The sequence below is a fragment of the Pseudomonas sp. LBUM1652 genome (assembly GCF_059716105.1).
This window is the reverse complement of the sequence record NZ_CP166804.1, coordinates 2,584,728-2,604,488: the sequence shown is the minus strand read 5'-3', so window position 1 is coordinate 2,604,488 and position 19,761 is coordinate 2,584,728. Positions and strand designations below refer to the sequence as shown.

The window sequence follows — 19,761 nt, the reverse complement described above, 5'->3', positions numbered from 1 at the left end:
GGGCGCCGATTATACCGGCCTGTCCGCAGACCACCAGCGGCGGGTGTTGATATGCATCAAGTCGCAGGTGTTGGAGCAGCAACTATAGTTGTGCAACGCCGTGCCTTTTCTTTGCTGGAGACTCCGCTCATGCAAGCCATTCGCAGCATTCTGGTGGTCATCGAACCCGAACACTCGGAAAGCCTGGCGCTCAAGCGCGCCAAGTTGATCGCCGGGGTGACCCAGGCCCATCTGCACCTGCTGGTGTGCGACAAGAAGCACGACCACGCCGCCATGCTCAGCGTACTCAAAGCTGCGCTGCTAGAGGACGGCTACAGCGTGACCACTGAGCAGGCGTGGAACGAGAGCCTGCACGAAACCATCATCGACGTGCAGCAGGCCGAAGGCTGCGGACTGGTAGTCAAACAGCATTTCCCCGACAGCTCGCTGAAAAAAGCCCTGCTGACCCCGGCGGACTGGAAGCTGCTGCGCCACTGCCCTACTCCGGTGCTGTTGGTGAAAACGTCCACTTCCTGGAAGGACCGGGTGATTCTGGCCGCTGTCGACGTGGGCAATGTCGACGGTGAGCACCGTCATCTGCACACCACCATCATTGATCATGGCTATGACATTGCCAGCCTGGCCAAGGGGCATCTGCATGTGATCAGCGCCCATCCCTCGCCGATGTTGTCGGCCGCAGACCCCACGCTGCAACTCAGTGAGACCATCGAGGCGCGCTATCGTGAACAGTGCCGGGCGTTTCAGGCGGAATTCGACGTCGACGACGCACATTTGCACATCGAGGAAGGCCCGGCGGATGTGTTGATTCCGTTTATGGCGCACAAGCTGCAAGCGGCGGTGACCGTGATCGGCACCGTGGCGCGCACAGGCTTGTCAGGGGCGCTGATCGGCAATACCGCTGAAGTGGTGCTGGATGAGCTGGAAAGTGATGTGCTGGTGCTAAAGCCGCAGGAGGTTGAGGATCATCTGGTGGAGTTGACGGCGAAGCACTAAAGATCAAAAGATCGCAGCCTTCGGCAGCGCCTGCAGGTAGATCGCATTACCCTGTAGGCGCTGCCGAAGGCTGCGATCTTTTGACTTTCAGGCGCCGAAGGCGTCCTTCAAAAAGCCGGGCGCGATGTAGCGCTGATAGTGCGCTTCCGACAGCAGGAAGAATTCCCGATCAATGGCATCGCGCAACTCCGGCAGATTCCAGTCACGAAACTCCGGCAGCAGCACCATGCCATACGCTTCGAGATTAATGATCACCCGCGCCCCCCGGGCAATCAGCTGATACGCCCAGCAATATTCCGACTGATGCGGCACGAAGCGGATCTTGCGCTGTTCCAGCTGCTGGCGAAGGCGCGCGGGATCGAAAATTTCGACCTTGCCCGCCATCACTTGTGACAGCAATTGTTCCAGGCGCAACCACACCGCACGCTTTTCCTCCTCACCGTAACCATTCCAGTTGATCACTTCGTGATGGAAACGCTTGCAGCCACGGCACACCAGATCACCGTAAACAGTGGAGCAGAGGCCGACGCAGGGGGTCTTGATGGTCTGATTGGGCATAAGGTAGGCAAAGGCACTGAAACGCGGAACAGGTCGGCATGTTAGCCCTTTGTCTAACATTCATCACCCCTCAAACATCAGGGACGAACTTACCTTTAATTTTTTTTTGCCGTAGAATCAGCCAGCCTTTTAAGGCGCCAATGTCCGTTAGAAGCTGTTTTCAAAGCGTCACGAGCACAGTCGTTCCTTCAGAGCGGTGTTGGCGAAGGGTTTTTCCAGCGGGGAAAAACCCAACGCCAACCCTCATCAGCTCCCCGTTCTGCAGGCGTAAAACTTTGAAAGCAGCTTCTGTAAGGAATGGTCGGTAATTCTGGCTAAGTGGCCCACAACGCCACGCAGCGCATGAGTACGACCATTTCGGGATGAGCGTCCCGGACACCCATTTGGGACCACTGATGAGGGTAATAACTGTGCTTGAAGCCTACCGCAAACATATCGAAGAGCGTGCAGCCCTGGGTATCGTTCCCCAGCCGCTTAACGCCGAACAAACAGCAGGCCTGGTCGAGCTGCTGAAAAACCCTCCGGCTGGCGAAGAAGAATTCCTCGTTGACCTGATCACCAATCGCATTCCACCAGGCGTGGACGAAGCCGCTTATGTCAAAGCCGGTTTCCTGTCTGCACTGGCCAAGGGCGAAGTTTCCTCCCCTCTGCTGGACAAAAAGCGCGCTGTAGAACTGCTCGGCACCATGCAGGGCGGCTACAACATCGTGACCCTGGTTGACCTGCTGGACGACGCCGAACTGGCGCCAGTCGCTGCCGCGCAACTCAAGCACACCCTGCTGATGTTCGATGCGTTCCACGACGTGGCGGAAAAAGCCAAGAACGGCAACGCTCACGCCCAAGCCGTGCTGCAATCCTGGGCTGACGGCGAGTGGTTCAAGAACCGCCCGACCCTGGCCGACAAGATCAGCCTGCGCGTCTTCAAAGTAACTGGCGAAACCAACACCGACGACCTGTCCCCTGCTCCAGACGCCTGGTCGCGTCCAGACATCCCGCTGCACGCCCTGGCCATGCTGAAAATGGCTCGCGACGGCATCGTTCCTGATCAGCAGGGCGCCATCGGCCCGATGAAGCAGATCGAAGAAATGCGCGGTCAAGGCTTCCCGATCGCCTACGTCGGTGACGTGGTCGGTACCGGTTCCTCGCGTAAATCCGCTACCAACTCGGTGCTGTGGTTCTTCGGCGACGACGTGCCTTACGTGCCGAACAAGCGCGCTGGCGGTTTCTGCTTCGGCAGCAAAATCGCACCAATCTTCTACAACACCATGGAAGATGCCGGCGCACTGCCAATCGAGTTCGACGTTTCCAACATGAACATGGGCGACGTGATCGACCTGTACCCGCATGCTGGCAAAGTCTGCAAACACGGCACCGACGAAGTCCTGACCACCTTCGAAATGAAGACCCCGGTTCTGCTGGACGAAGTCCGCGCCGGCGGCCGTATCCCGCTGATCATCGGCCGTGGCCTGACCGAGAAGGCTCGCGCCGAGCTGGGTCTGCCAGCGTTCGACCTGTTCAAGAAGCCTGAAGCACCGGCTGAAAGCACCAAGGGTTTCACCCTGGCGCAGAAAATGGTCGGCAAGGCTTGCGGTCTGGCAGAAGGCCAAGGCGTTCGTCCTGGCACCTACTGCGAACCGAAGATGACCACCGTGGGTTCTCAGGACACCACCGGTCCAATGACCCGTGACGAACTGAAAGACCTGGCGTGCCTGGGCTTCTCCGCTGATCTGGTGATGCAGTCGTTCTGCCACACCGCGGCTTATCCAAAGCCGATCGACGTGACCACCCACCACACCCTGCCTGACTTCATCATGACCCGCGGCGGCGTTTCCCTGCGTCCGGGCGACGGCATCATCCACTCGTGGCTGAACCGCATGCTGCTGCCGGACACCGTGGGTACCGGTGGTGACTCGCACACCCGTTTCCCGATGGGCATCTCGTTCCCGGCCGGTTCCGGTCTGGTCGCGTTCGCCGCAGCCACTGGCGTTATGCCGCTGGACATGCCGGAATCGATCCTGGTGCGCTTCAAAGGCAAAATGAAACCTGGCATCACCCTGCGTGACCTGGTTCATGCCATTCCTTACTTCGCTATCCAGAACGGTCTGCTGACCGTCGAGAAGAAAGGCAAGAAAAACGCCTTCTCCGGCCGCATCCTGGAAATCGAAGGCCTGGAAGGCCTGACGCTGGAACAGGCTTTCGAACTGTCCGACGCCTCGGCCGAACGTTCGGCTGCCGGTTGCACCATCAAGCTGTCGAAAGAGTCGATCACCGAGTACCTGAACTCCAACATCACCCTGCTGCGCTGGATGATCGGCGAAGGTTACGGCGATGCACGTACTCTGGAACGTCGCGCCCAAGCGATGGAAGCCTGGGTTGCCAACCCTGAGCTGATGGAAGCCGATGCCGACGCCGAATACGCCGAAGTCATCGAAATCGATCTGGCCGACATCAGCGAGCCTGTACTGTGCGCGCCAAACGATCCGGACGACGCCCGTCTGCTGTCCAGCGTTGCTGGCGAGAAGATCGACGAAGTGTTCATCGGTTCGTGCATGACCAACATCGGTCACTTCCGCGCTGCCGGTAAACTGCTGGATCAGGTCAAAGGTCAGCTGCCAACCCGTCTGTGGCTGTCGCCGCCGACCAAAATGGACGCTCACCAACTGACCGAAGAAGGCTACTACGGCATCTACGGCAAGGCTGGCGCACGCATGGAAATGCCAGGCTGCTCGTTGTGCATGGGTAACCAGGCACGCGTTGAGCCGAACAGCACCGTGGTGTCGACGTCGACCCGTAACTTCCCGAACCGTCTGGGCGACGGCGCGAACGTCTACCTGGCTTCGGCTGAGCTGGCGTCCGTTGCTTCGATCCTGGGTCGCCTGCCGACCGTCGAGGAGTACATGGAATACGCTGGCAAGATCGACAGCATGGCGGCCGATATCTACCGCTACCTGTCCTTCGACCAGATCGCCGAGTTCCGTGAAGCTGCTGCGAACGCCAACATTCCGGTCGTTCAAGCCTAACGCTACAACGCAATAAAGAACGCCGCCCATCGTGAGATGAGCGGCGTTTTTTTATGCCTGCTGAATAGTCAGAGCCTGTCCCGGCCTCATCGCTGGCAAGCCAGCGATGGCGGCATGTCAGGCGACACCTCTGATGGGCGCCAGACAGGCGAAAAAAAGCCGCTGCACACATCGTGTACAGCGGCTTTTGTTACTGCGATCTATTGATCTTGCTTTACAGCGACAGCTTGTAAACCAGCGCCGAGATAGCCACCAGACCAACAGCGGTGACAAACACGTTCGACGCCTGGCCACGATAACGGGCCATCGCCGGTACTTTGCGAATCGCGTACATCGGCATCAGGAACAGAATCGCTGCGATCACTGGGCCACCGACGGTCTCGATCATGCCCAGAATACTTGGGTCCAGGGTTGCGACGATCCAGCAGATTACCAGCATGAACGCCGCCACCATGCGGTCCAGCGCCTTGGCGCCCGGACGCTTGCCACTCTTGATGATCAGGCCTTTCAGACCTTCGCTGGCACCGATGTAGTGACCGAGGAACGACTTGGAGATCGCCACGAAAGCAATCAACGGCGCCGCAAACGCGATGGTCGGGTTGCTGAAGTGGTTGGCCAGGTACGACAGGATCGACAGGTTCTGATCCTTCGCTTGCGCCAGTTGCTCCGGCGACAGGGTCAGCACGCAACTGAACACGAAAAACAGCACCATCACCACCATCAACAGGTGGGCGCGGCACAAAATCTGTGAGCTGCGCTGGTCAGCGTTGTCGCCATAACGACACTTCTGATCCACCGCAAACGCCGAGATGATCGGTGAGTGGTTGAACGAGAACACCATCACCGGAATCGCCAGCCACAGCGTGTGCAGCAACGCCGACGGTGGTGGCACTTGCGAAGCGGTGGCGAGGATGCCGCCATTCCAGTGTGGAATCAGGTAAACCGCCAGAAACAACAGCGCGACGATGAACGGATAGACCATCAGGCTCATCGCCTTGACGATTGCCTGCTCGCCGCAACGCACCACCGCCAGCAGACCCAGGATCAGCACAAACGACAAAATCGCCCGTGGTGGTGGCGTGATGTGCAGTTGATGTTCGAGAAAGCTGGCAACCGTGTTGGTCAGGCCCACGCTGTAGATCAGCAGGATCGGGAAGATGGCGAAGAAGTACAGCAGCGTGATCAGTGCACCGGCCTTGATGCCGAAATGCTCCTCGACGACATCCGTGATGTCGGCGCCTTCGCGACCGGAGAGCACGAAGCGGGTCAGACCACGGTGTGCGAAGAACGTCATCGGGAACGCCAGCAACGTGAGGATCACCAGCGGCCAGAAGCCACCCAATCCTGCGTTGATTGGCAAATACAGGGTGCCGGCGCCGATGGCCGTCCCAAACAGTCCCAACATCCAGGTGGTGTCCTGGCGATTCCAGCTCGAAAGTTCAGCGGGTGCTGCTGCATCAAAGCGTTGGTCGACGCTTTTGGCCTGATCATTCATCCGGTCGGATCTCCGCATTCCGGTCACTTGCCACTCGGTCAGGACGCGTCGGAAAAAACCGACAGACATGCTCCGGCCGAAACAGGGGCGCGATTCTCCGCGATAAATGAGCAGAAGCAAAGACTTAGCTGAGGAATGGTTGTGCGGAGCAGAACAGAGGGGTGTCGTTTTTGGGGAAATTGCTGTCGGCTTCAGGTATGTTCGGCGTCGTTTTTAAACATGTCTTGCGCCGAACTTGCCGAGGACGTTTCAAAGCGAACGGAGAACTATCGTCCCAATGATGAGCACTACCAAGGCAAATAGCGCCCCCATGCTGAACCTGAATAACTCTGAGCGGATTTCCGCTGGTGAGAGGTCTTGCGCTTCTTCAGCAAGTTCGGTGCCCTCCTGATACAGACGTTCAATTCTGGCAACACGTTCTTCTAGGGTCATGATTATTCTTTTCCGGGTTAACTTAAAACTTGATCAAAAGAGTTAATACAGCAGCAAGCGCGGTCAGCCCCCCAGTGCCTACCGCGACTGGATACCAGAATTTTTCTCGCTTTAATTTGCCTTCCTCCGCCATGAGCTTGAGTCTCTCAACAACGAGTTTACGAATTTCATTTTGAAGCCTTTCGAGTTCCAGATTTTCCCGATCGTTCTGAAGCATGCGCCTTCCTTGGCTGTTGGCAATGACTGCCGGGACTACTTTGTACCCTCATGATTTCCTATTCATCCCGTGCCTGATAGCGGACGAATCCGGCGGATTTGTAGGCAAAATCCGGGAATCGGGTAAGCAGCCTCATACAAAGCCGCCATAGCAACAGTGGCGGAGCTACACGCCCCGCCACCGCGTGGGTCTACTGCGCCGGCACCCATTTATCGAGCACTTGATTGACCGCCAGCTCAGCCAGCATCACGTTCTGCGCAATGCCCAGCGCCGTTTGGCGATGCGTACCTTCAAGCAGTGCGGCGAAGTTGTTGAGCGTGACGTTGACCGAGCCAAGGGTTTCGCTGGCGTCGGCCAGCAAGGCTTCGTTACTGGCGGCCGGGTTGGCCATGTACAGGCGATTGGGGACGTAGGGCGCGGCCATGATCTCGGCGACTGACGGGGCCAGGTAATGGTCGAGGGCGCGCTCGGCGGCTTCGTGGAATTTCTTGGAGTTGGGGGATTCGTAGGGGGATGCCGGATCGAAGATCGGCGGGTTTGGCGTTACCTTGAACATGATGAGCTTACCTCTGTTAAGGCCACATCCCTTTAACCGCTAAGCAAAAGGGTGGCGGCTATGCGCAAGTTAGCGGACCGGTAAGCTCTCAGAACCCGGTGCACCCGAAGGTGCCATGCGCACAGCCACCATCAAGCGCAGACGTAAACCTGGACTGGATGAGACTTGTGCAACTGAGAGTAGCCGGGCCGCTAAGCCCGATCACTGGAAATCAGTGATGCAGACCAAGTTACCGACCGACCTCCAGGCGCACAAGCCGGCGGATTCTGGCGTACGCGTAGGCAACGGCGCAAGAATTTGTGGGCATTGGCACGTAACTTCGGGTGTCTTTAAACAGACGCATCAAATTGCGTTTATCAACCCAAGAACATGACGAATCGCCTGACAGATTGCTGTAAAAAAGTTGTGCTTTGTGAAGGCTGCCGGCCTCTTCGCGGGCAAGCCCGCCCCCACAGGGTTATGCGCTGTTCACGCAATCGTGGCCAAATCACGAATCCCTGTGGGAGTTGGCTTGCCAGCGATGACGTCCACCCAGGCACCGGATACTTCAAATCAGCCCCAAATGGTCTAGCGTGAATGAGTCCCCCTGCCCCGCGGAGTCTCTGCCCATGCCCCTCGTTCGCGTCGACATCAGACAAAACCCCGACCCCACCTTCGCCAAGCGCGTCGGCGAACTCATCTACGCCGCCCTGCGCAGTTCGATTGATGTGCCAGAGCACGACAATTTCCAGATCCTCGCCGAACACGACAGTCAGCACTTGATCTACGACCCGCAATACCTCGGCATCCCGCGCAGCGATGGCGTGGTGTTCATTCAGATCACCATCAGCGAAGGGCGCACCGTGGAGAAGAAACAACTGCTGTTCAAAACCATCGCCGAAAGCTTGCACACGCAACTGGCGGTGCGCTTGGAGGACGTGCTCATCAATCTGGTGGAAGTGAAGAAAGAGAACTGGTCGTTCGGCAATGGCATCGCGCAGTACGTCACGTGATCTGCTGAGCCAAGCTTCACGAAAGCCTTCTGACGAAGCGCCCGCGCGCTCCCCGCGACAGCTCCTACACTGCTGGAACGGAGCAACGTCCGGCCATTGCCAAACCGCTCTGGAATGAGCACTCTGCAACGACTTTCGCGACCGAACCAACAACGATCACAGGAGCCGCGCAATGCCCGCAACCGTTCTGGTACTCGTTGAAACCATCAATGATTACCTGCCGATTCTCGAGCATCAGGGCTTTCACCTGATCCTCGCCCCCACGCCTGCCGAACGCGCGCAAGCCATCGCCACCCATGGCCCGCGCATTGACGCGGTGCTGACCCGTGGCCCGTTGGGCCTGACCGCCGACGAAATCGCCGCCCTGCCCTCACTGAAAATCATCACGGTGATTGGCGCCGGTTACGAACATGTCGACCTGCAAGCCGCCAGCGACCGGGGAATTACTGTGACCAACGGCGCCGGGGTCAACGCCTCGTCGGTGGCTGACCATGCGATGGCCATGCTCTTGGCGCTGGTTCGGGATATTCCGCACTGCGATGCCGCTGTGCGTCGGGGCGAATGGCCGAAGATCATGCGTCCGTCGCTGGCCAATAAGCGCCTTGGCATTCTCGGGCTGGGTGCGGTTGGGCTGGCGATAGCCAAACGCGCCAACCTCGGTTTCGATATGGAGATCAGTTATCACAGCCGCCAGGTGCGCAACGACGTGCCCTACGCGTTCTGCTCGACACCGACGGAACTGGCGCGGGCCTCGGACTTCCTGATCGTCGCCACGCCGGGCGGAATCGGCACTCAGCATTTGGTGACCCGTGCGGTGCTCGATGCGCTCGGCCCGACAGGTTTCATCGTCAACATCGCCCGGGCCAGTGTGATTGCCACGGCGGATCTGATAACCGCGCTTGAGCAGCGGCGCATTGCCGGTGCGGCGCTGGATGTCTTCGACCATGAGCCGCAAGTGCCGCAGGCGCTGAAAGCCCTGAGCAATGTGCTGCTCACGCCCCACGTTGCCGGTCTCTCGCCGGAAGCCACGCAAGGCACGGTGGAGCTGGTGGGGAAAAACCTGGTGGCGTTCTTCTCCGGGCAACCGGTGCTTACGCCGATCCAGTTACCGCCAAAACTCAGCAGCCAGCGCGTGCACTAAAGTACGCCGAGCAATGTCCACAAGCGCCGCGACTCAGCGTCGGCGCTGATCAGCTCACCGAGCAATTCGCTCAGCGGTTTGTTGCCCCACTCGACCCCTCGCCGGATCAGGTACGGCACCGGGCTGTGGGGTTCGGTGCGCGCCAGGTATTCGGCGATCAGCAGCAGTTGACGATACGCCTCTTCGCGATTGGCCGGTTCACGAAAGGCCAAGGCCACCGGCGCAGTTTCTTCTGGCTGCGCGACGGCAACGGGTGCTTCGAACAGAGGGGGTGGCGGTGCCGGTTGTTGTGGGTGCATGGCGATAAACTCCTGGACCAGTTTCAGCAACGCCTGAATGGTGTCCTGCAGGGGGCGCAACCCCGGCGCCAGAGCCCCCAGAAAGGCATCGCTCCAGGTGTCGAGCCGTTGCAGGTGTTGCAGGCTCAGTAGCAGATTGCCCTGAGTGCGCAGCCAGAAGGCCAGCGGCGTGGCGCGGATCTGCTCGTTGAGTTTCTTCTGTTCATTGCGCGCAGTTTCCGCCGAGGTCTTGGCGTTCTTGCTGTCGTTGGCCTGCACCTGCTGTACCTGCAAACGCCGCCAGACTTCCAGGGTGTAGGCCTCGAAATCGCTGTTGCGGCTGCCGAACAACGGCACCCGAGTGAGCAATATTTCACTGTACCGGCGCACCAGCCATTCCAGCGGAATCACCCGCCACGACTGGTCGCCATCCTCGGCCTGCGGGTGCAGGTGCTCGGGAAAGCGCTCACACAAACCGGCGACCAGCGCCAGACTGCCGGGCAAACCGTCCACCGCTTGCAGGTGCAGCCACGCCTCGCCGAGCCAGGCGCTGAGCATCAGATCCTTACTGCGTTCCAGCAACAAAGTCGTGGTCAGTTTCTCGACGTCCGGCCAGTTCGCGCGCTTGAGCGTCGATTGCCAGACGCCGGTCGGCAGGCTGGCGTCGTCTTCACGACGCAGGTCGCGCAATTGGTCGAACTCGCGTTCATAACGCAGATCGACGCCGCAAGGCGCCTCCGCGCTGATCGGCGTGAGCAACTGGTCAATCAAGTCCGGCAACGTAGTCGATGGCAGGCTCACAAGTCCTCCTTCTGCGATTCAAGAGCGGCTGTACTGCCGGTCACCTGAAACGGCGAACGCGGCGCGCGAGTCGGCAATGGTGCTATCGACAGCGGCAGCTTTGAGCCTTGGCTCATCAGCGACAGGCGCACGAACATTCGTGTGAAGTCGCTGGTGACACTGTCGGGCGAGCCGGTCACGGGCAAACGCAATGTCAGCGGGAAATCGGTGTAATCCACGTTCGGCTGACGCTGCACCGAGAAATGCGCGCGCATCAGGCGCAGCAACGACCACGGCCCGCCGTACTCCCAACCGGCCTCCAGATCACGCACCACCAGATTCGGTTGCAATGGATCATTGACCGGACGCTCCTTGCCGTTGCGCGCCCAACGCAGGGTCAGGCGGATGGGTTGGCCGACCATCCAGCGCAGGTTCGGTTGCTCGGCTGCCGGATAGCTGATCTGCTGATTGCCAGCGAGCAAGCCCCAGGCAATCACCTGATCGGCGCCCTGTTCATCATCTCGATCAGTGCGCCAGCGCACGTCCAGCTCGACCCCGAGGATGCCGCTCTTGTCGCGCACGAACAGCGGCGTCAACCAGGTGCTGGCCTGCTTCAGGCGGTTGAGAAAATCCGCCGCCGCCAGGCGTTCCGGTGTCTGGTTGGTGGCCAGACCGGCCTGAGCGACCGGCAGACGTTTGTCGATCAACTGCAGAAAATACTCAACCCGCGCCGGGTCGGCGTCCTGCATCTGCACGCCGTTGGCAAACGGGAAGCGATCCGCCAGATATTGATTGAAGTAGTTGGCCAGTTCATTCCACGCCGCGGCGGCCTGTTGCACTTGCAGCATCTGGCAACGCTGCATGGCTTCCTGTTGCAACTCCACCGCGCGCATCGCCAGGGTGCCGCGTCCCCCCGCAACGTTGGCGGTCTGCAACATTTGCAGGCAGGAATTGACGTCCATTTCGATGAAATCGCGGCTGACCAGTTGCTCGATCTGCGCTGGCGAACTGGCCGGGTTGGCCTCTTTGTATTTGCGCAGTTCGTCGTTGAGCGCACTGAACTGCGTCACGCGTTCATAATCCAGCGCCGACAGATTGGGCTGCTGCGTCATCAGCCACTGCAACGATGACGTCCGTCGTTCAGTGATGCCGAGCATGGTGTTGAACTGCTGCTTGAGGCTCAGCTTCAGATCCTGCACATCGCTGGCGCCGAACAGTTCCAGGCCGAGGTTTTTCGAACCGTCCCACTGGCTGATTTCGGCACGCCCGCCGAACAGCGGTTGCGCGGTGATTTCATCCAGACCACCGACAATCTGCGCCATGGCACGGCGATTGAGGGCCGCTTGCAGGCGCGTGGCGAGGTCCGGGCGATGCACCTCGACGAAGGCCTTCTGCAAGTCCATGGCTTGCTCGGCCTGAACGTTGAACACGGCGTAAGGATGCGTCTGATCGTTGTGATCCTTGAGGCTCAACCACATCACCTGGGCCGCGGCACGCTCGGCGGCTTTAAGCACCGCAACACGATAGTCCGGCGGAATGCGTGGCAGTTCTTCGGCGATGTAGCTGTTGTAGTCGGCGAAATACTTCAGCGATTCATTGAGGTCATCGCCGTCCACGGTCTGACCTTGCATATTGACGTTGTCTTCGCTGGCACGCAGGGCGACCGAAACGAAGTCACGTTTGAACAGCGCCTGTATTGCGCTATCGAGCTTCACCACTTGATCTTGCAAGACCAGTTGCCCGCTGGCTTGCTGCACCAGCAGGTTGTCCCGCGAGCCGATCTGGGCGATCCATTGATCGCGGAAACTCTGCTGCAAGCGTGACGCTTGCGTGTCGAGGTCTTGTTGGACTTGCGCGCCCAGCAATGTGCTCTTGCCCACTTTGGACAGGAAATCACCATAACCCGGCACCAATTCCTGCCCCTTGCCACGGCTCCACGTCGCATTGGTCAGGGCAATCGCCGCTTGCAGGTCGTCGACCAGCGCGGTCAGGTCTTCAAGATCGCGCAGGCTGTTGCCACTGCCGGCCTCCAGTTGATCCAGGTGCAACTTCAGATAACCGGCCTTGCTGACAAAGTTGTCGGCGAGAAAATACTGATCCAGCCAGCGCTGCATCAATCCGGAAAAATGACTGACGATCAGTGGCCGGTCGACGCTCAGGTCGAGCGCCTGCAAACTGCCGTCTTCCCCTGCCACCAGCAGCCGATTGTAGTAAGCCGCATAGGGCAAGGTGCCGGTATTGAGATTCAGCGACAGCGCGTTGTTGCTCAGTTGCACCAAATCGTCCAGCGGGGTGCGCTGATTGTTTTGCACCTGATTGAACAATTGGTTCTGCTGCTCCAGACGCAGCGCCCGATCCACCAGATCGGTCGCTTTCAGATAGTTCTGCCACTGCGCCGGGTCGTCGCTTTCGACACTGCTGCGCCGGTCGGTGCTGCGGATCGCCTTGATTTGCGCCAGCTCCGCGCTCAGCAGGTCATGCAACGGCACCACCATATGGCGCTGAGTGGACTGCAAAACTTCCTGCTCGAGTTGGTTGTCGAGCGAGGAAAACCACGACGTCGGGAAAACCAGCGAGGCATAGTTCCAGTGCGGGGCGCGTTCCAGTACCCGCCAGAAGGTCTGCACGTTGCGCCGGGTCGAGTCGATCCGCTGCGCCTCATCGCTGATCGCCACGTAGCCTTTTTGTGCGCCCTGCATCTGCCGCGCCAGTTCGTGGGCATCCTTGACCGATGCCTGCCAGACCCACAGCATCGCCACCGCCCAGACTACCCCCACCACCAGCGCGATCCCCGCAGTCAGCCGTTGCCAGCGCTGGCGCAGACGCAACAGGCGCGGCACGCTGTGCGCCAGACCTCGCTCGCCAACCAGGCGCTGGCGCCACAACTGCCGGGCAAACGCACTGCGCTGCAAGCCGCTGTCGTCCACGGCAAAACCGTCCTGCGCCTCTTCACCGGCCACGTTGGCGGTGAAATACACGCCGCGAAAACACGGCGCTTCACCTTGCGCATTGCCCTGAAACACCGGCTCCAGCACGTTCTGCAAACCGCGGCGCAAGGTCTCCAGACGATCCGGCAAGGCATATAAATCCGCACTCAGCTGCCCGGACAAGGTGCCGATTTCGATCACCGCCTCAGCCACAGCCCGGTGCAGGCGATCCAGTGCCTGATCGCTCCACTGGCCCTGCCAGACGGCATCGCGCGCATAGGGTGACGACCAACCCAACGTGGCTTCGCGGGCCTCTTCCGGCAAGGCGCTGATCAGTTCCTGAAACCCCGGCAACTCCTCAAGACCGGTGACAATCACGTACACCGGTACGCTTAGCCCGAAGCGTTGCAGCAGGTCGATGAAGCGCCGACGCGCGGCCAGCCCCAACTGTGTTGCTTGCTCAAGATTGCTCAGCCGACTGGCCGGTACAGTCCAAATCACCGCGTCCAGCGGCCGTTTGCTGCGTAGCCGCAGGATCAGGCCCAACAGCCGCCACCAACTGCCGCGCTGTAAATGCATGCCGTCATCCGGCAGAAACAAGGCCTGCGGCACCACCAGTACTGCGCCTTCGGGGTCTGACCACCAGCGCCCGAACCACGCCGGTTTGTCGGTCGGCTGCAGGCGCCACTCCGTTACCAGTTGTGTGCCCTGCACTTCGTCGCCGAGCATCAGCAGCCACGGCAGTTGATAGCGGTCGAGGTTGCCCTGGTCGCGTTCCATATGGCGCACGGACGCATAGAAACTGCGGATCGCCGCGCCGCTCTGGGTGCGCAACCACCACACCGCCACGCCGATGATCACCAGCAACAACAGTAACGCGACGACCCATGCGACGATCGTCAGCGGGCTCATGAGTCTTGCTCCGGCGCACTCTGCACCTCACCGCTTTGCAGTAACGGCGCCAGCTCCTGGCCGATGTCACGCCACAACCAATGCCCGAGCGCAGTCAACAGCAACACCATGGCGAGAATGCCCAGGGTCAGGCGAAAGCCATCCGGCAGCGCGGTGCGTACCGGCAACTGCAACGGTGTGGCCAGCGAGGGTTGTACCAACCGGCGGCTGACGTCGGCATAGGTGGCTTCGTCTTGCCAGGCGAAGTTGAACAGCGCCAGACGCCATTTTTCCAGTTGCGCCTGGCTGTGTTCACCGCGCAGACGGCCGTGGAAACCGAGAATCAGGCACTGCAAATACACGTTGGCCAGATCGCGGGTGGTCGGTTGTTGTTCGTCGAGAAGGGTTTGAATCGCTGCCGGCAGTTGCTCGCCGGCCTGACGGCTGGAGTACAGGCGCGACTCCAGCGGCTTATCCTGCCAGGCGCCCTGCCCCGGCCACGGCGTGAACAGCAGGGTTTCGTCGACCAGTGCAACGAACGCATAAACCAGTGCCTTGACCTGTTCGGTTGCCGAGTCACCGACCCGCGAATACGCGGTGCGCCATAAGCGTTGTGAAGCCTGGGTGGACAGCTCGACCACAGTCTCGACCAGCGCCGCTTCGTCCTCGCTGTCCTTGGGCAATTGCACCCAGTCCTGTTGCCATTGCTGCCATGTCTGGCGGAACGCGCTGCTCAACGGTGCGTCCTGCAACCCCAGGCTTGCGGCACTTCCTTGCGACATACGGCGTTCCTTGTGTGATCAGGCACTTTCACTGTTCTGGGCGACAAACAGCACCACTTGCCACGGACTGCTGGTCAGCTTCGCAGCAGGCGCGGCGATCATCAGCGGCAGTTGCGCGTCGAACCACGCGCCTTCGGCGGTAACCACAAACAGTCGCGTGTCATCGCCGACGCTGTAGGCCACTTGCTCGCTGCGGCTCATGGCCTGGTGCGTCAAACCGCTCATGCGCTGACGACTGAGCAAGGCAATGTGCGGCGCCGAAGCGATGATCGCGCCGCGCAGCCAGTCAAGCGCGGCTTGCTCGCTGGCACCGTTGGGCATGCGCAGGCCGATGACCAGACGCTGGCTCGGCTGCTCGTCCGGCAACTGGATCGAAAAGCTCTGTTCGCTGCGTTCGAACGGCAGGCTGTGATAGCCGGCACGGATCAGTTCGAGGGTGGTTTCCAGCCATTGCAATACCGCGTCATAGCCGCGCTGCAACTCAAGGAAATCCAGCGGCGCAAACGCCGGCACGCCGGCCAGCGGATCGAGCGCCGCCCAAGCCCCGGCCATGCCGAGCAATTGCACATACAGGGTTTGCGGATGAGCGATGCGGCTGTTCAGCGTGCCTTCGACTTCCGGCAGACGCGCCCACAACGCGGTCAACTGACGGCGGATTTCCAGCGCATCGTCCTGGTTGCCGGCCTGTTGCGCCTGACGCAAGCGGCCGCCGAGAAACAGGCACTTCTCCCGCGCCCGCGCGCAGAGCCCGGCGATGCGCCGAGCGAGTGCGGATTCCGGCAACAGGATCGGTGTCGGCGGTGTATAGGACAACGGCAGAAAGCCGCCGCCCTCCTTGCGGATTTTCAGCAGCGGCAGGCAGATCGAGTCGGCCTTGTTCAGTTGCGTACACAGGCGAGGATTGGGTCGCCATACGGTGATCGATTCGGGGAATTCGCCGCTGGTGAGATCGGGTAAGGCGTCGCCGACCACTGATTGCATCCGCCCCTTGAGCGGCAGCAGTTGCCCGGCGCGCCACATCGGGCTGATCGCCAGAAACACGGTGACGGTGGCATCGTCGGTGGTGTCGATCGCCGCGCTGACGTCCAGTTCCAGCGTCGGCCCGACACCGGCCTGCAAATCCACCGGCAAGCCGTCGGGCATCGTCCCTTGCAACGACAACACCCGCACCACCCCGGCGCTCAGCGCCGAAGGGTCGAACTCCATATGACTGACGCCCCAGAACCACGGATTGCAGGCTTGCGCCAGATGCGCGCCGAGCGCTTCGGCGCGCAGCCCCTGCAACTGAAAATGCTGCGGCAGCAATTGCATGCCTTCGTGCCAGCAAACCGCGTCAGGTAGCAGACTCATACGACTCCTTTCGACCCTGCCGCAAGCCGGCGGCGAGCGGTGTTTTTCAGTTTTCCCGGCTGACCAGATTCATCTCGCGACTGTCGAATTTCAGCCATGCCTCGCGCTGATCATCGAGGCGTAATCGGTGTGCTCCGGGTGTGTTATAGCTGGCGAAGACCAAAAGTCCAGCAGCCTTCTTGCCCTCCAGCGGGAAGGGTTGGCGGTCGATGAATTGCCCCGGCACCAGCTCCAGTCCCCACACACTCATCAACTGACGATAGTCGCGCTGGTACTGCTCGCGCCCGGCGAACCACTGGCTGGCACTGATGCCGGACAGTTGCTTGAGCAGGTCAGGGTCGTTGACGGCAATGAAGTCCACGGCAATCGGCGTGTCGTCATTCGCCTTGGGGGCGACGTCGAGGGTCAGGCTGTCAAGATCCACCTTCGGCCCAAAGAAGGAGCAGCCCGCCAGCAGCGCAAACGCCAACGTTAGAAAAAGTCGTCCAGACAAAATGAATTTTCCTTTTCTCGAGTCTGTCGAAAAATGTTTTTGCTTGCTTTTTTATAGACCTGTTCTAGCGTCTTGGGTAGTTCGGTTCCTACAGCCGAATCAAGAAGGTTTGTCAAAGGAACGACAGGTCATCTGCCTCCCTTTCTAACCTACGGTCCAGCAAGGGAAAGCGATGAACGGGCCTCCCCGATGCATTGCCCCCGCCCATCGCATCGGAGTCCGCCGTCATGGCAGAAAGTACTCAGCACAAACTCGACCGGGTACGCCCGCCCCGAGTGCAAATCACTTACGACGTCGAAATCGGCAACGCCATCGAGAAAAAGGAATTGCCGCTGGTGGTCGGGATCCTCGCCGACCTTTCCGGCAAGCCGCTTGAGCCATTGGCAAAGCTGACTGAACGGCGTTTTACCGAAATCGACCGAGACAATTTCAACGAGGTGCTCGCCTCCATCGCCCCGCGCGCAACGCTGCAGGTCAACAACACCCTCAGTGGCGACGACAGCAAGCTCAACATCGAACTCAATTTCAAACACATCGATGACTTCGATCCGGTCAAGGTGGTGGAGCAAGTCACACCGCTGCGTCGTCTGTTCGAGGCCCGTCAGCGCCTGCGTGACCTGCTGACCAAACTCGACGGCAACGATGACCTGGACAAGCTGTTGCGCGACGTGATCGCCAACACCGAAGGCTTGCAGGAAATCAAATCGGCTCGCCCAGACACCGCTACCCCGGCAGCTGATGCCGAGGCCCCGGCCGAACCGCAAGCCTGATTGTCCAATTAACCGAGGGGAGAATTCGTCATGCCCGCCGCCGCTAAGAATCAAGCCAGCGACAGTACAACCGAGACACTTTCACTGCTCGACCAGATCATCCTCGACGGCCGCATGGCCCACGATGACAGTCAGCAGGATTACGCCCGCGACATGCTCGCGGAATTTGCCACTCAGGTGCTTGACGAAGGCATGGCCATCGACAAGGACACCGTGGCGATGATCAACGACCGAATCAGCCAGATCGACGAGCTGATCAGCGCCCAGCTCAACGAAGTGCTGCACCACCCCGACCTGCAAAAACTTGAAGCCTCATGGCGTGGCCTGCATCTGCTGGTGCAAAACACCGAGACCAGCACCCGGCTGAAACTGCGTCTGCTCAATGTCACGCAGAAAGAGCTGCAAAACGACCTGGAAAAAGCCGTCGAATTTGACCAGAGCGCGCTGTTCAAGAAGATCTACGAAGAGGAATACGGCACCTTCGGTGGCCACCCGTTCAGTCTGCTGGTGGGTGACTACACGTTCGGTCGGCACCCGCAGGACATCGGCCTGCTGGAGAAACTGTCGAACGTCGCCGCCGCGGCCCACGCGCCGTTCATTGCCGCCGCCAGCCCACGGCTGTTCGACATGAACAGCTTCACTGAACTGGCCGTACCCCGTGACCTGTCGAAAGTCTTCGAGAGCCAGGAGCTGATCAAGTGGCGCTCGTTCCGCGAGAGTGAAGATTCGCGCTATGTGTCGCTGGTGCTGCCGCATTTCCTCCTGCGCCTGCCTTACGGCCCGGACACGTCGCCGGTGGAAGGCATCAACTACGTCGAGGACGTCAACGGCACCGACCACAGCAAATACCTGTGGGGCAACGCCGCGTGGGCCCTGTCGCAGCGCATTACCGAAGCATTTGCCAAGTACGGCTGGTGTGCGGCGATCCGTGGCGCTGAAGGCGGCGGCGCGGTCGAAGGCCTGCCGGCACATACCTTCCGCACCAGTTCCGGCGACTTGTCGCTCAAATGCCCGACCGAAGTGGCGATCACCGACCGCCGTGAAAAAGAGCTCAACGACCTCGGCTTCATCGCCCTGTGCCACAAGAAAAACAGCGACGTTGCGGTGTTCTTCGGCGGCCAGACCACCAACAAATCCAAGGTCTACAACACCAACGAGGCCAACGCCAACGCGCGGATCTCGGCGATGTTGCCGTACGTGCTCGCCGCCTCGCGTTTCGCCCATTACCTGAAGGTGATCATGCGCGACAAGGTCGGCAGTTTCATGACCCGCGACAACGTGCAGACCTACCTCAACAACTGGATCGCCGATTACGTGCTGATCAACGACAACGCGCCGCAGGAAATCAAGGCGCAGTACCCGTTGCGCGAAGCGCGAGTGGACGTGACCGAAGTCCCCGGCAAGCCGGGCGCCTATCGGGCCACGGTGTTCCTGCGGCCGCACTTTCAGCTTGAGGAACTGACGGCGTCGATCCGCCTGGTCGCGACCCTGCCACCACCGGTAGCGGCCTGACCTGCTCGCCCCCGCCGACGTACGGCGGGGGCTGTTCCCTTATCTAGCGCGACACCTTTCAGGAGTTTCAAGCGATGGATGCAATCATTCTCGACCTCGGCGGCGACATCAAAGGCGACAGCCTGCTCGAGGGCTTCGCGGACAAAATCGAAGTCATGTCCTACAGCCACAACGTGGCGATGCAGGTGACCAACGACGTCAGCAACTCGGAGCGAACCTCCGGCAAACCCCACGTCGGCGAATTCACCGTGACCAAGTTCATTGACAGCTCGACACCGTCCCTCAACGAATACTGCTGCGCCGGCAAACCGATCCCCGAAGCCATCATCACCATCGGGCGTAACGCCGCCGAAGGCAGCGGACAACTGATGCCGTTCATCGTCTACACCCTGACCAACGTGGTGCTGTCGAACGTCAGCGTCAGCGGGGGTACCGGGGGCAAACCGGTGGAAACCGTTTCGCTGAACTTCACCAAGATCAAATGGGAACTCACCGCGCAGAAAGACGACGGCACCAAGGAAGGCACCGCCGCGTCGACGTGGGACATGGCCGCCAACAAGCTCGTCAGCTAACC

At 60.2% G+C, this 19,761-nt stretch carries 17 protein-coding genes; 7 read left to right on the top strand and 10 right to left on the bottom strand.

Annotation, left to right across the window (positions count from 1 at the left end; all coding sequences use genetic code 11):
• The first annotated feature begins 129 nt into the window (after positions 1 to 129).
• Positions 130 to 993, top strand: coding sequence for a universal stress protein UspL (uspL, locus tag ACA069_RS11895; RefSeq protein WP_497617674.1), 864 nt, complete (start codon positions 130 to 132; stop codon positions 991 to 993).
• An 87-nt stretch (positions 994 to 1,080) separates the two neighbouring features.
• On the opposite strand, the gene ACA069_RS11890 is transcribed toward uspL, so the two are convergent.
• A complete protein-coding gene (locus ACA069_RS11890) occupies positions 1,081 to 1,551 on the bottom strand; it encodes a DUF1289 domain-containing protein (RefSeq protein ID WP_187680252.1) in 471 nt (156 codons plus the stop codon).
• 410 nt (positions 1,552 to 1,961) lie between these two features.
• On the opposite strand from ACA069_RS11890, the gene acnB reads away from it, so the two are divergent.
• A complete protein-coding gene (gene acnB, locus ACA069_RS11885) occupies positions 1,962 to 4,571 on the top strand; it encodes a bifunctional aconitate hydratase 2/2-methylisocitrate dehydratase (RefSeq protein WP_489880122.1) in 2,610 nt (869 codons plus the stop codon).
• Positions 4,572 to 4,785: 214 nt separating this feature from the next.
• On the opposite strand, the gene ACA069_RS11880 is transcribed toward acnB, so the two are convergent.
• The 4 genes from ACA069_RS11880 to ACA069_RS11865 all read right to left on the bottom strand — a co-directional run bounded on the left by ACA069_RS11880 (position 4,786) and on the right by ACA069_RS11865 (position 7,271).
• Positions 4,786 to 6,066 carry an HAAAP family serine/threonine permease gene (locus ACA069_RS11880; protein WP_497617672.1) on the bottom strand — a complete coding sequence of 427 codons (1,281 nt, stop codon included), beginning with the start codon at positions 6,064 to 6,066 and terminating at the stop codon, positions 4,786 to 4,788.
• A gap of 249 nt (positions 6,067 to 6,315) precedes the next feature.
• Positions 6,316 to 6,498 (bottom strand): hypothetical protein, encoded by a 183-nt coding sequence (locus tag ACA069_RS11875; RefSeq protein ID WP_497617670.1) that lies wholly within the window; start codon positions 6,496 to 6,498, stop codon positions 6,316 to 6,318.
• Positions 6,499 to 6,520: 22 nt separating this feature from the next.
• Positions 6,521 to 6,715 (bottom strand): hypothetical protein, encoded by a 195-nt coding sequence (locus ACA069_RS11870; protein ID WP_187680249.1) that lies wholly within the window; start codon positions 6,713 to 6,715, stop codon positions 6,521 to 6,523.
• A gap of 190 nt (positions 6,716 to 6,905) precedes the next feature.
• The gene (locus ACA069_RS11865) at positions 6,906 to 7,271 is read right to left on the bottom strand and encodes a DUF6124 family protein (RefSeq protein ID WP_497617668.1); all 366 of its coding nucleotides are present in this window, start codon (positions 7,269 to 7,271) and stop codon (positions 6,906 to 6,908) included.
• A 608-nt stretch (positions 7,272 to 7,879) separates the two neighbouring features.
• Between ACA069_RS11865 and ACA069_RS11860 the strand changes: the two genes are divergently transcribed.
• A complete protein-coding gene (locus tag ACA069_RS11860; RefSeq protein ID WP_497617666.1) occupies positions 7,880 to 8,263 on the top strand; it encodes a tautomerase family protein in 384 nt (127 codons plus the stop codon).
• Positions 8,264 to 8,435: 172 nt separating this feature from the next.
• Complete coding sequence (locus tag ACA069_RS11855) at positions 8,436 to 9,404, top strand: 2-hydroxyacid dehydrogenase (protein WP_187680246.1); 969 nt, start codon at positions 8,436 to 8,438, stop codon at positions 9,402 to 9,404.
• Here ACA069_RS11855 and tssA read toward each other — a convergent pair.
• The 5 genes from tssA to ACA069_RS11830 are packed head-to-tail and all read right to left on the bottom strand — an operon-like array spanning position 9,401 to position 16,905.
• Positions 9,401 to 10,483, bottom strand: a complete 1,083-nt coding sequence (tssA, locus tag ACA069_RS11850) for a type VI secretion system protein TssA (RefSeq protein ID WP_497617664.1) — start codon at positions 10,481 to 10,483, stop codon at positions 9,401 to 9,403. The genes ACA069_RS11855 and tssA overlap by 4 nt on opposite strands.
• A complete protein-coding gene (locus ACA069_RS11845) occupies positions 10,480 to 14,301 on the bottom strand; it encodes a type VI secretion system protein (protein ID WP_497617662.1) in 3,822 nt (1,273 codons plus the stop codon). The genes tssA and ACA069_RS11845 overlap by 4 nt, the downstream gene beginning before the upstream one ends.
• Positions 14,298 to 15,062 carry a DotU/TssL family secretion system protein gene (locus tag ACA069_RS11840; protein WP_401270968.1) on the bottom strand — a complete coding sequence of 255 codons (765 nt, stop codon included), beginning with the start codon at positions 15,060 to 15,062 and terminating at the stop codon, positions 14,298 to 14,300. Before ACA069_RS11840 ends, ACA069_RS11845 begins: the two co-directional genes overlap by 4 nt.
• 18 nt (positions 15,063 to 15,080) lie before the next feature.
• Positions 15,081 to 16,412: a type VI secretion system baseplate subunit TssK gene (tssK, locus tag ACA069_RS11835; protein WP_401270965.1), complete on the bottom strand. Its 1,332-nt coding sequence runs from the start codon at positions 16,410 to 16,412 to the stop codon at positions 15,081 to 15,083.
• A gap of 46 nt (positions 16,413 to 16,458) precedes the next feature.
• Positions 16,459 to 16,905 (bottom strand): type VI secretion protein, encoded by a 447-nt coding sequence (locus ACA069_RS11830; RefSeq protein WP_187680241.1) that lies wholly within the window; start codon positions 16,903 to 16,905, stop codon positions 16,459 to 16,461.
• 227 nt (positions 16,906 to 17,132) lie between these two features.
• Here ACA069_RS11830 and tssB point away from each other — a divergent pair, with 227 nt between their 5' ends.
• The 3 genes from tssB to ACA069_RS11815 all read left to right on the top strand — a co-directional run bounded on the left by tssB (position 17,133) and on the right by ACA069_RS11815 (position 19,759).
• Positions 17,133 to 17,675 carry a type VI secretion system contractile sheath small subunit gene (tssB, locus tag ACA069_RS11825; RefSeq protein WP_249486702.1) on the top strand — a complete coding sequence of 181 codons (543 nt, stop codon included), beginning with the start codon at positions 17,133 to 17,135 and terminating at the stop codon, positions 17,673 to 17,675.
• A gap of 30 nt (positions 17,676 to 17,705) precedes the next feature.
• The gene (tssC, locus tag ACA069_RS11820) at positions 17,706 to 19,187 is read left to right on the top strand and encodes a type VI secretion system contractile sheath large subunit (protein WP_187680239.1); all 1,482 of its coding nucleotides are present in this window, start codon (positions 17,706 to 17,708) and stop codon (positions 19,185 to 19,187) included.
• 74 nt (positions 19,188 to 19,261) lie between these two features.
• Positions 19,262 to 19,759: an Hcp family type VI secretion system effector gene (locus ACA069_RS11815; RefSeq protein ID WP_007911046.1), complete on the top strand. Its 498-nt coding sequence runs from the start codon at positions 19,262 to 19,264 to the stop codon at positions 19,757 to 19,759.
• The last annotated feature ends 2 nt before the right edge of the window (positions 19,760 to 19,761 follow it).

Excerpts from the sequence above, each read along its gene's own strand:
- ACA069_RS11840 (WP_401270968.1), bottom strand. The coding sequence starts at position 15,062 with ATGTCGCAAGGAAGTGCCGCAAGCCTGGGGTTGCAGGACGCACCGTTG.
- ACA069_RS11890 (WP_187680252.1), bottom strand. The coding sequence starts at position 1,551 with ATGCCCAATCAGACCATCAAGACCCCCTGCGTCGGCCTCTGCTCCACT.
- tssC (WP_187680239.1), top strand. The coding sequence starts at position 17,706 with ATGCCCGCCGCCGCTAAGAATCAAGCCAGCGACAGTACAACCGAGACA.
- tssK (WP_401270965.1), bottom strand. The coding sequence starts at position 16,412 with ATGAGTCTGCTACCTGACGCGGTTTGCTGGCACGAAGGCATGCAATTG.
- ACA069_RS11870 (WP_187680249.1), bottom strand. The coding sequence starts at position 6,715 with ATGCTTCAGAACGATCGGGAAAATCTGGAACTCGAAAGGCTTCAAAAT.
- uspL (WP_497617674.1), top strand. The coding sequence starts at position 130 with ATGCAAGCCATTCGCAGCATTCTGGTGGTCATCGAACCCGAACACTCG.
- ACA069_RS11860 (WP_497617666.1), top strand. The coding sequence starts at position 7,880 with ATGCCCCTCGTTCGCGTCGACATCAGACAAAACCCCGACCCCACCTTC.
- ACA069_RS11845 (WP_497617662.1), bottom strand. The coding sequence starts at position 14,301 with ATGAGCCCGCTGACGATCGTCGCATGGGTCGTCGCGTTACTGTTGTTG.
- ACA069_RS11855 (WP_187680246.1), top strand. The coding sequence starts at position 8,436 with ATGCCCGCAACCGTTCTGGTACTCGTTGAAACCATCAATGATTACCTG.
- ACA069_RS11880 (WP_497617672.1), bottom strand. The coding sequence starts at position 6,066 with ATGAATGATCAGGCCAAAAGCGTCGACCAACGCTTTGATGCAGCAGCA.
- ACA069_RS11815 (WP_007911046.1), top strand. The coding sequence starts at position 19,262 with ATGGATGCAATCATTCTCGACCTCGGCGGCGACATCAAAGGCGACAGC.
- tssB (WP_249486702.1), top strand. The coding sequence starts at position 17,133 with ATGGCAGAAAGTACTCAGCACAAACTCGACCGGGTACGCCCGCCCCGA.
- ACA069_RS11865 (WP_497617668.1), bottom strand. The coding sequence starts at position 7,271 with ATGTTCAAGGTAACGCCAAACCCGCCGATCTTCGATCCGGCATCCCCC.
- ACA069_RS11875 (WP_497617670.1), bottom strand. The coding sequence starts at position 6,498 with ATGACCCTAGAAGAACGTGTTGCCAGAATTGAACGTCTGTATCAGGAG.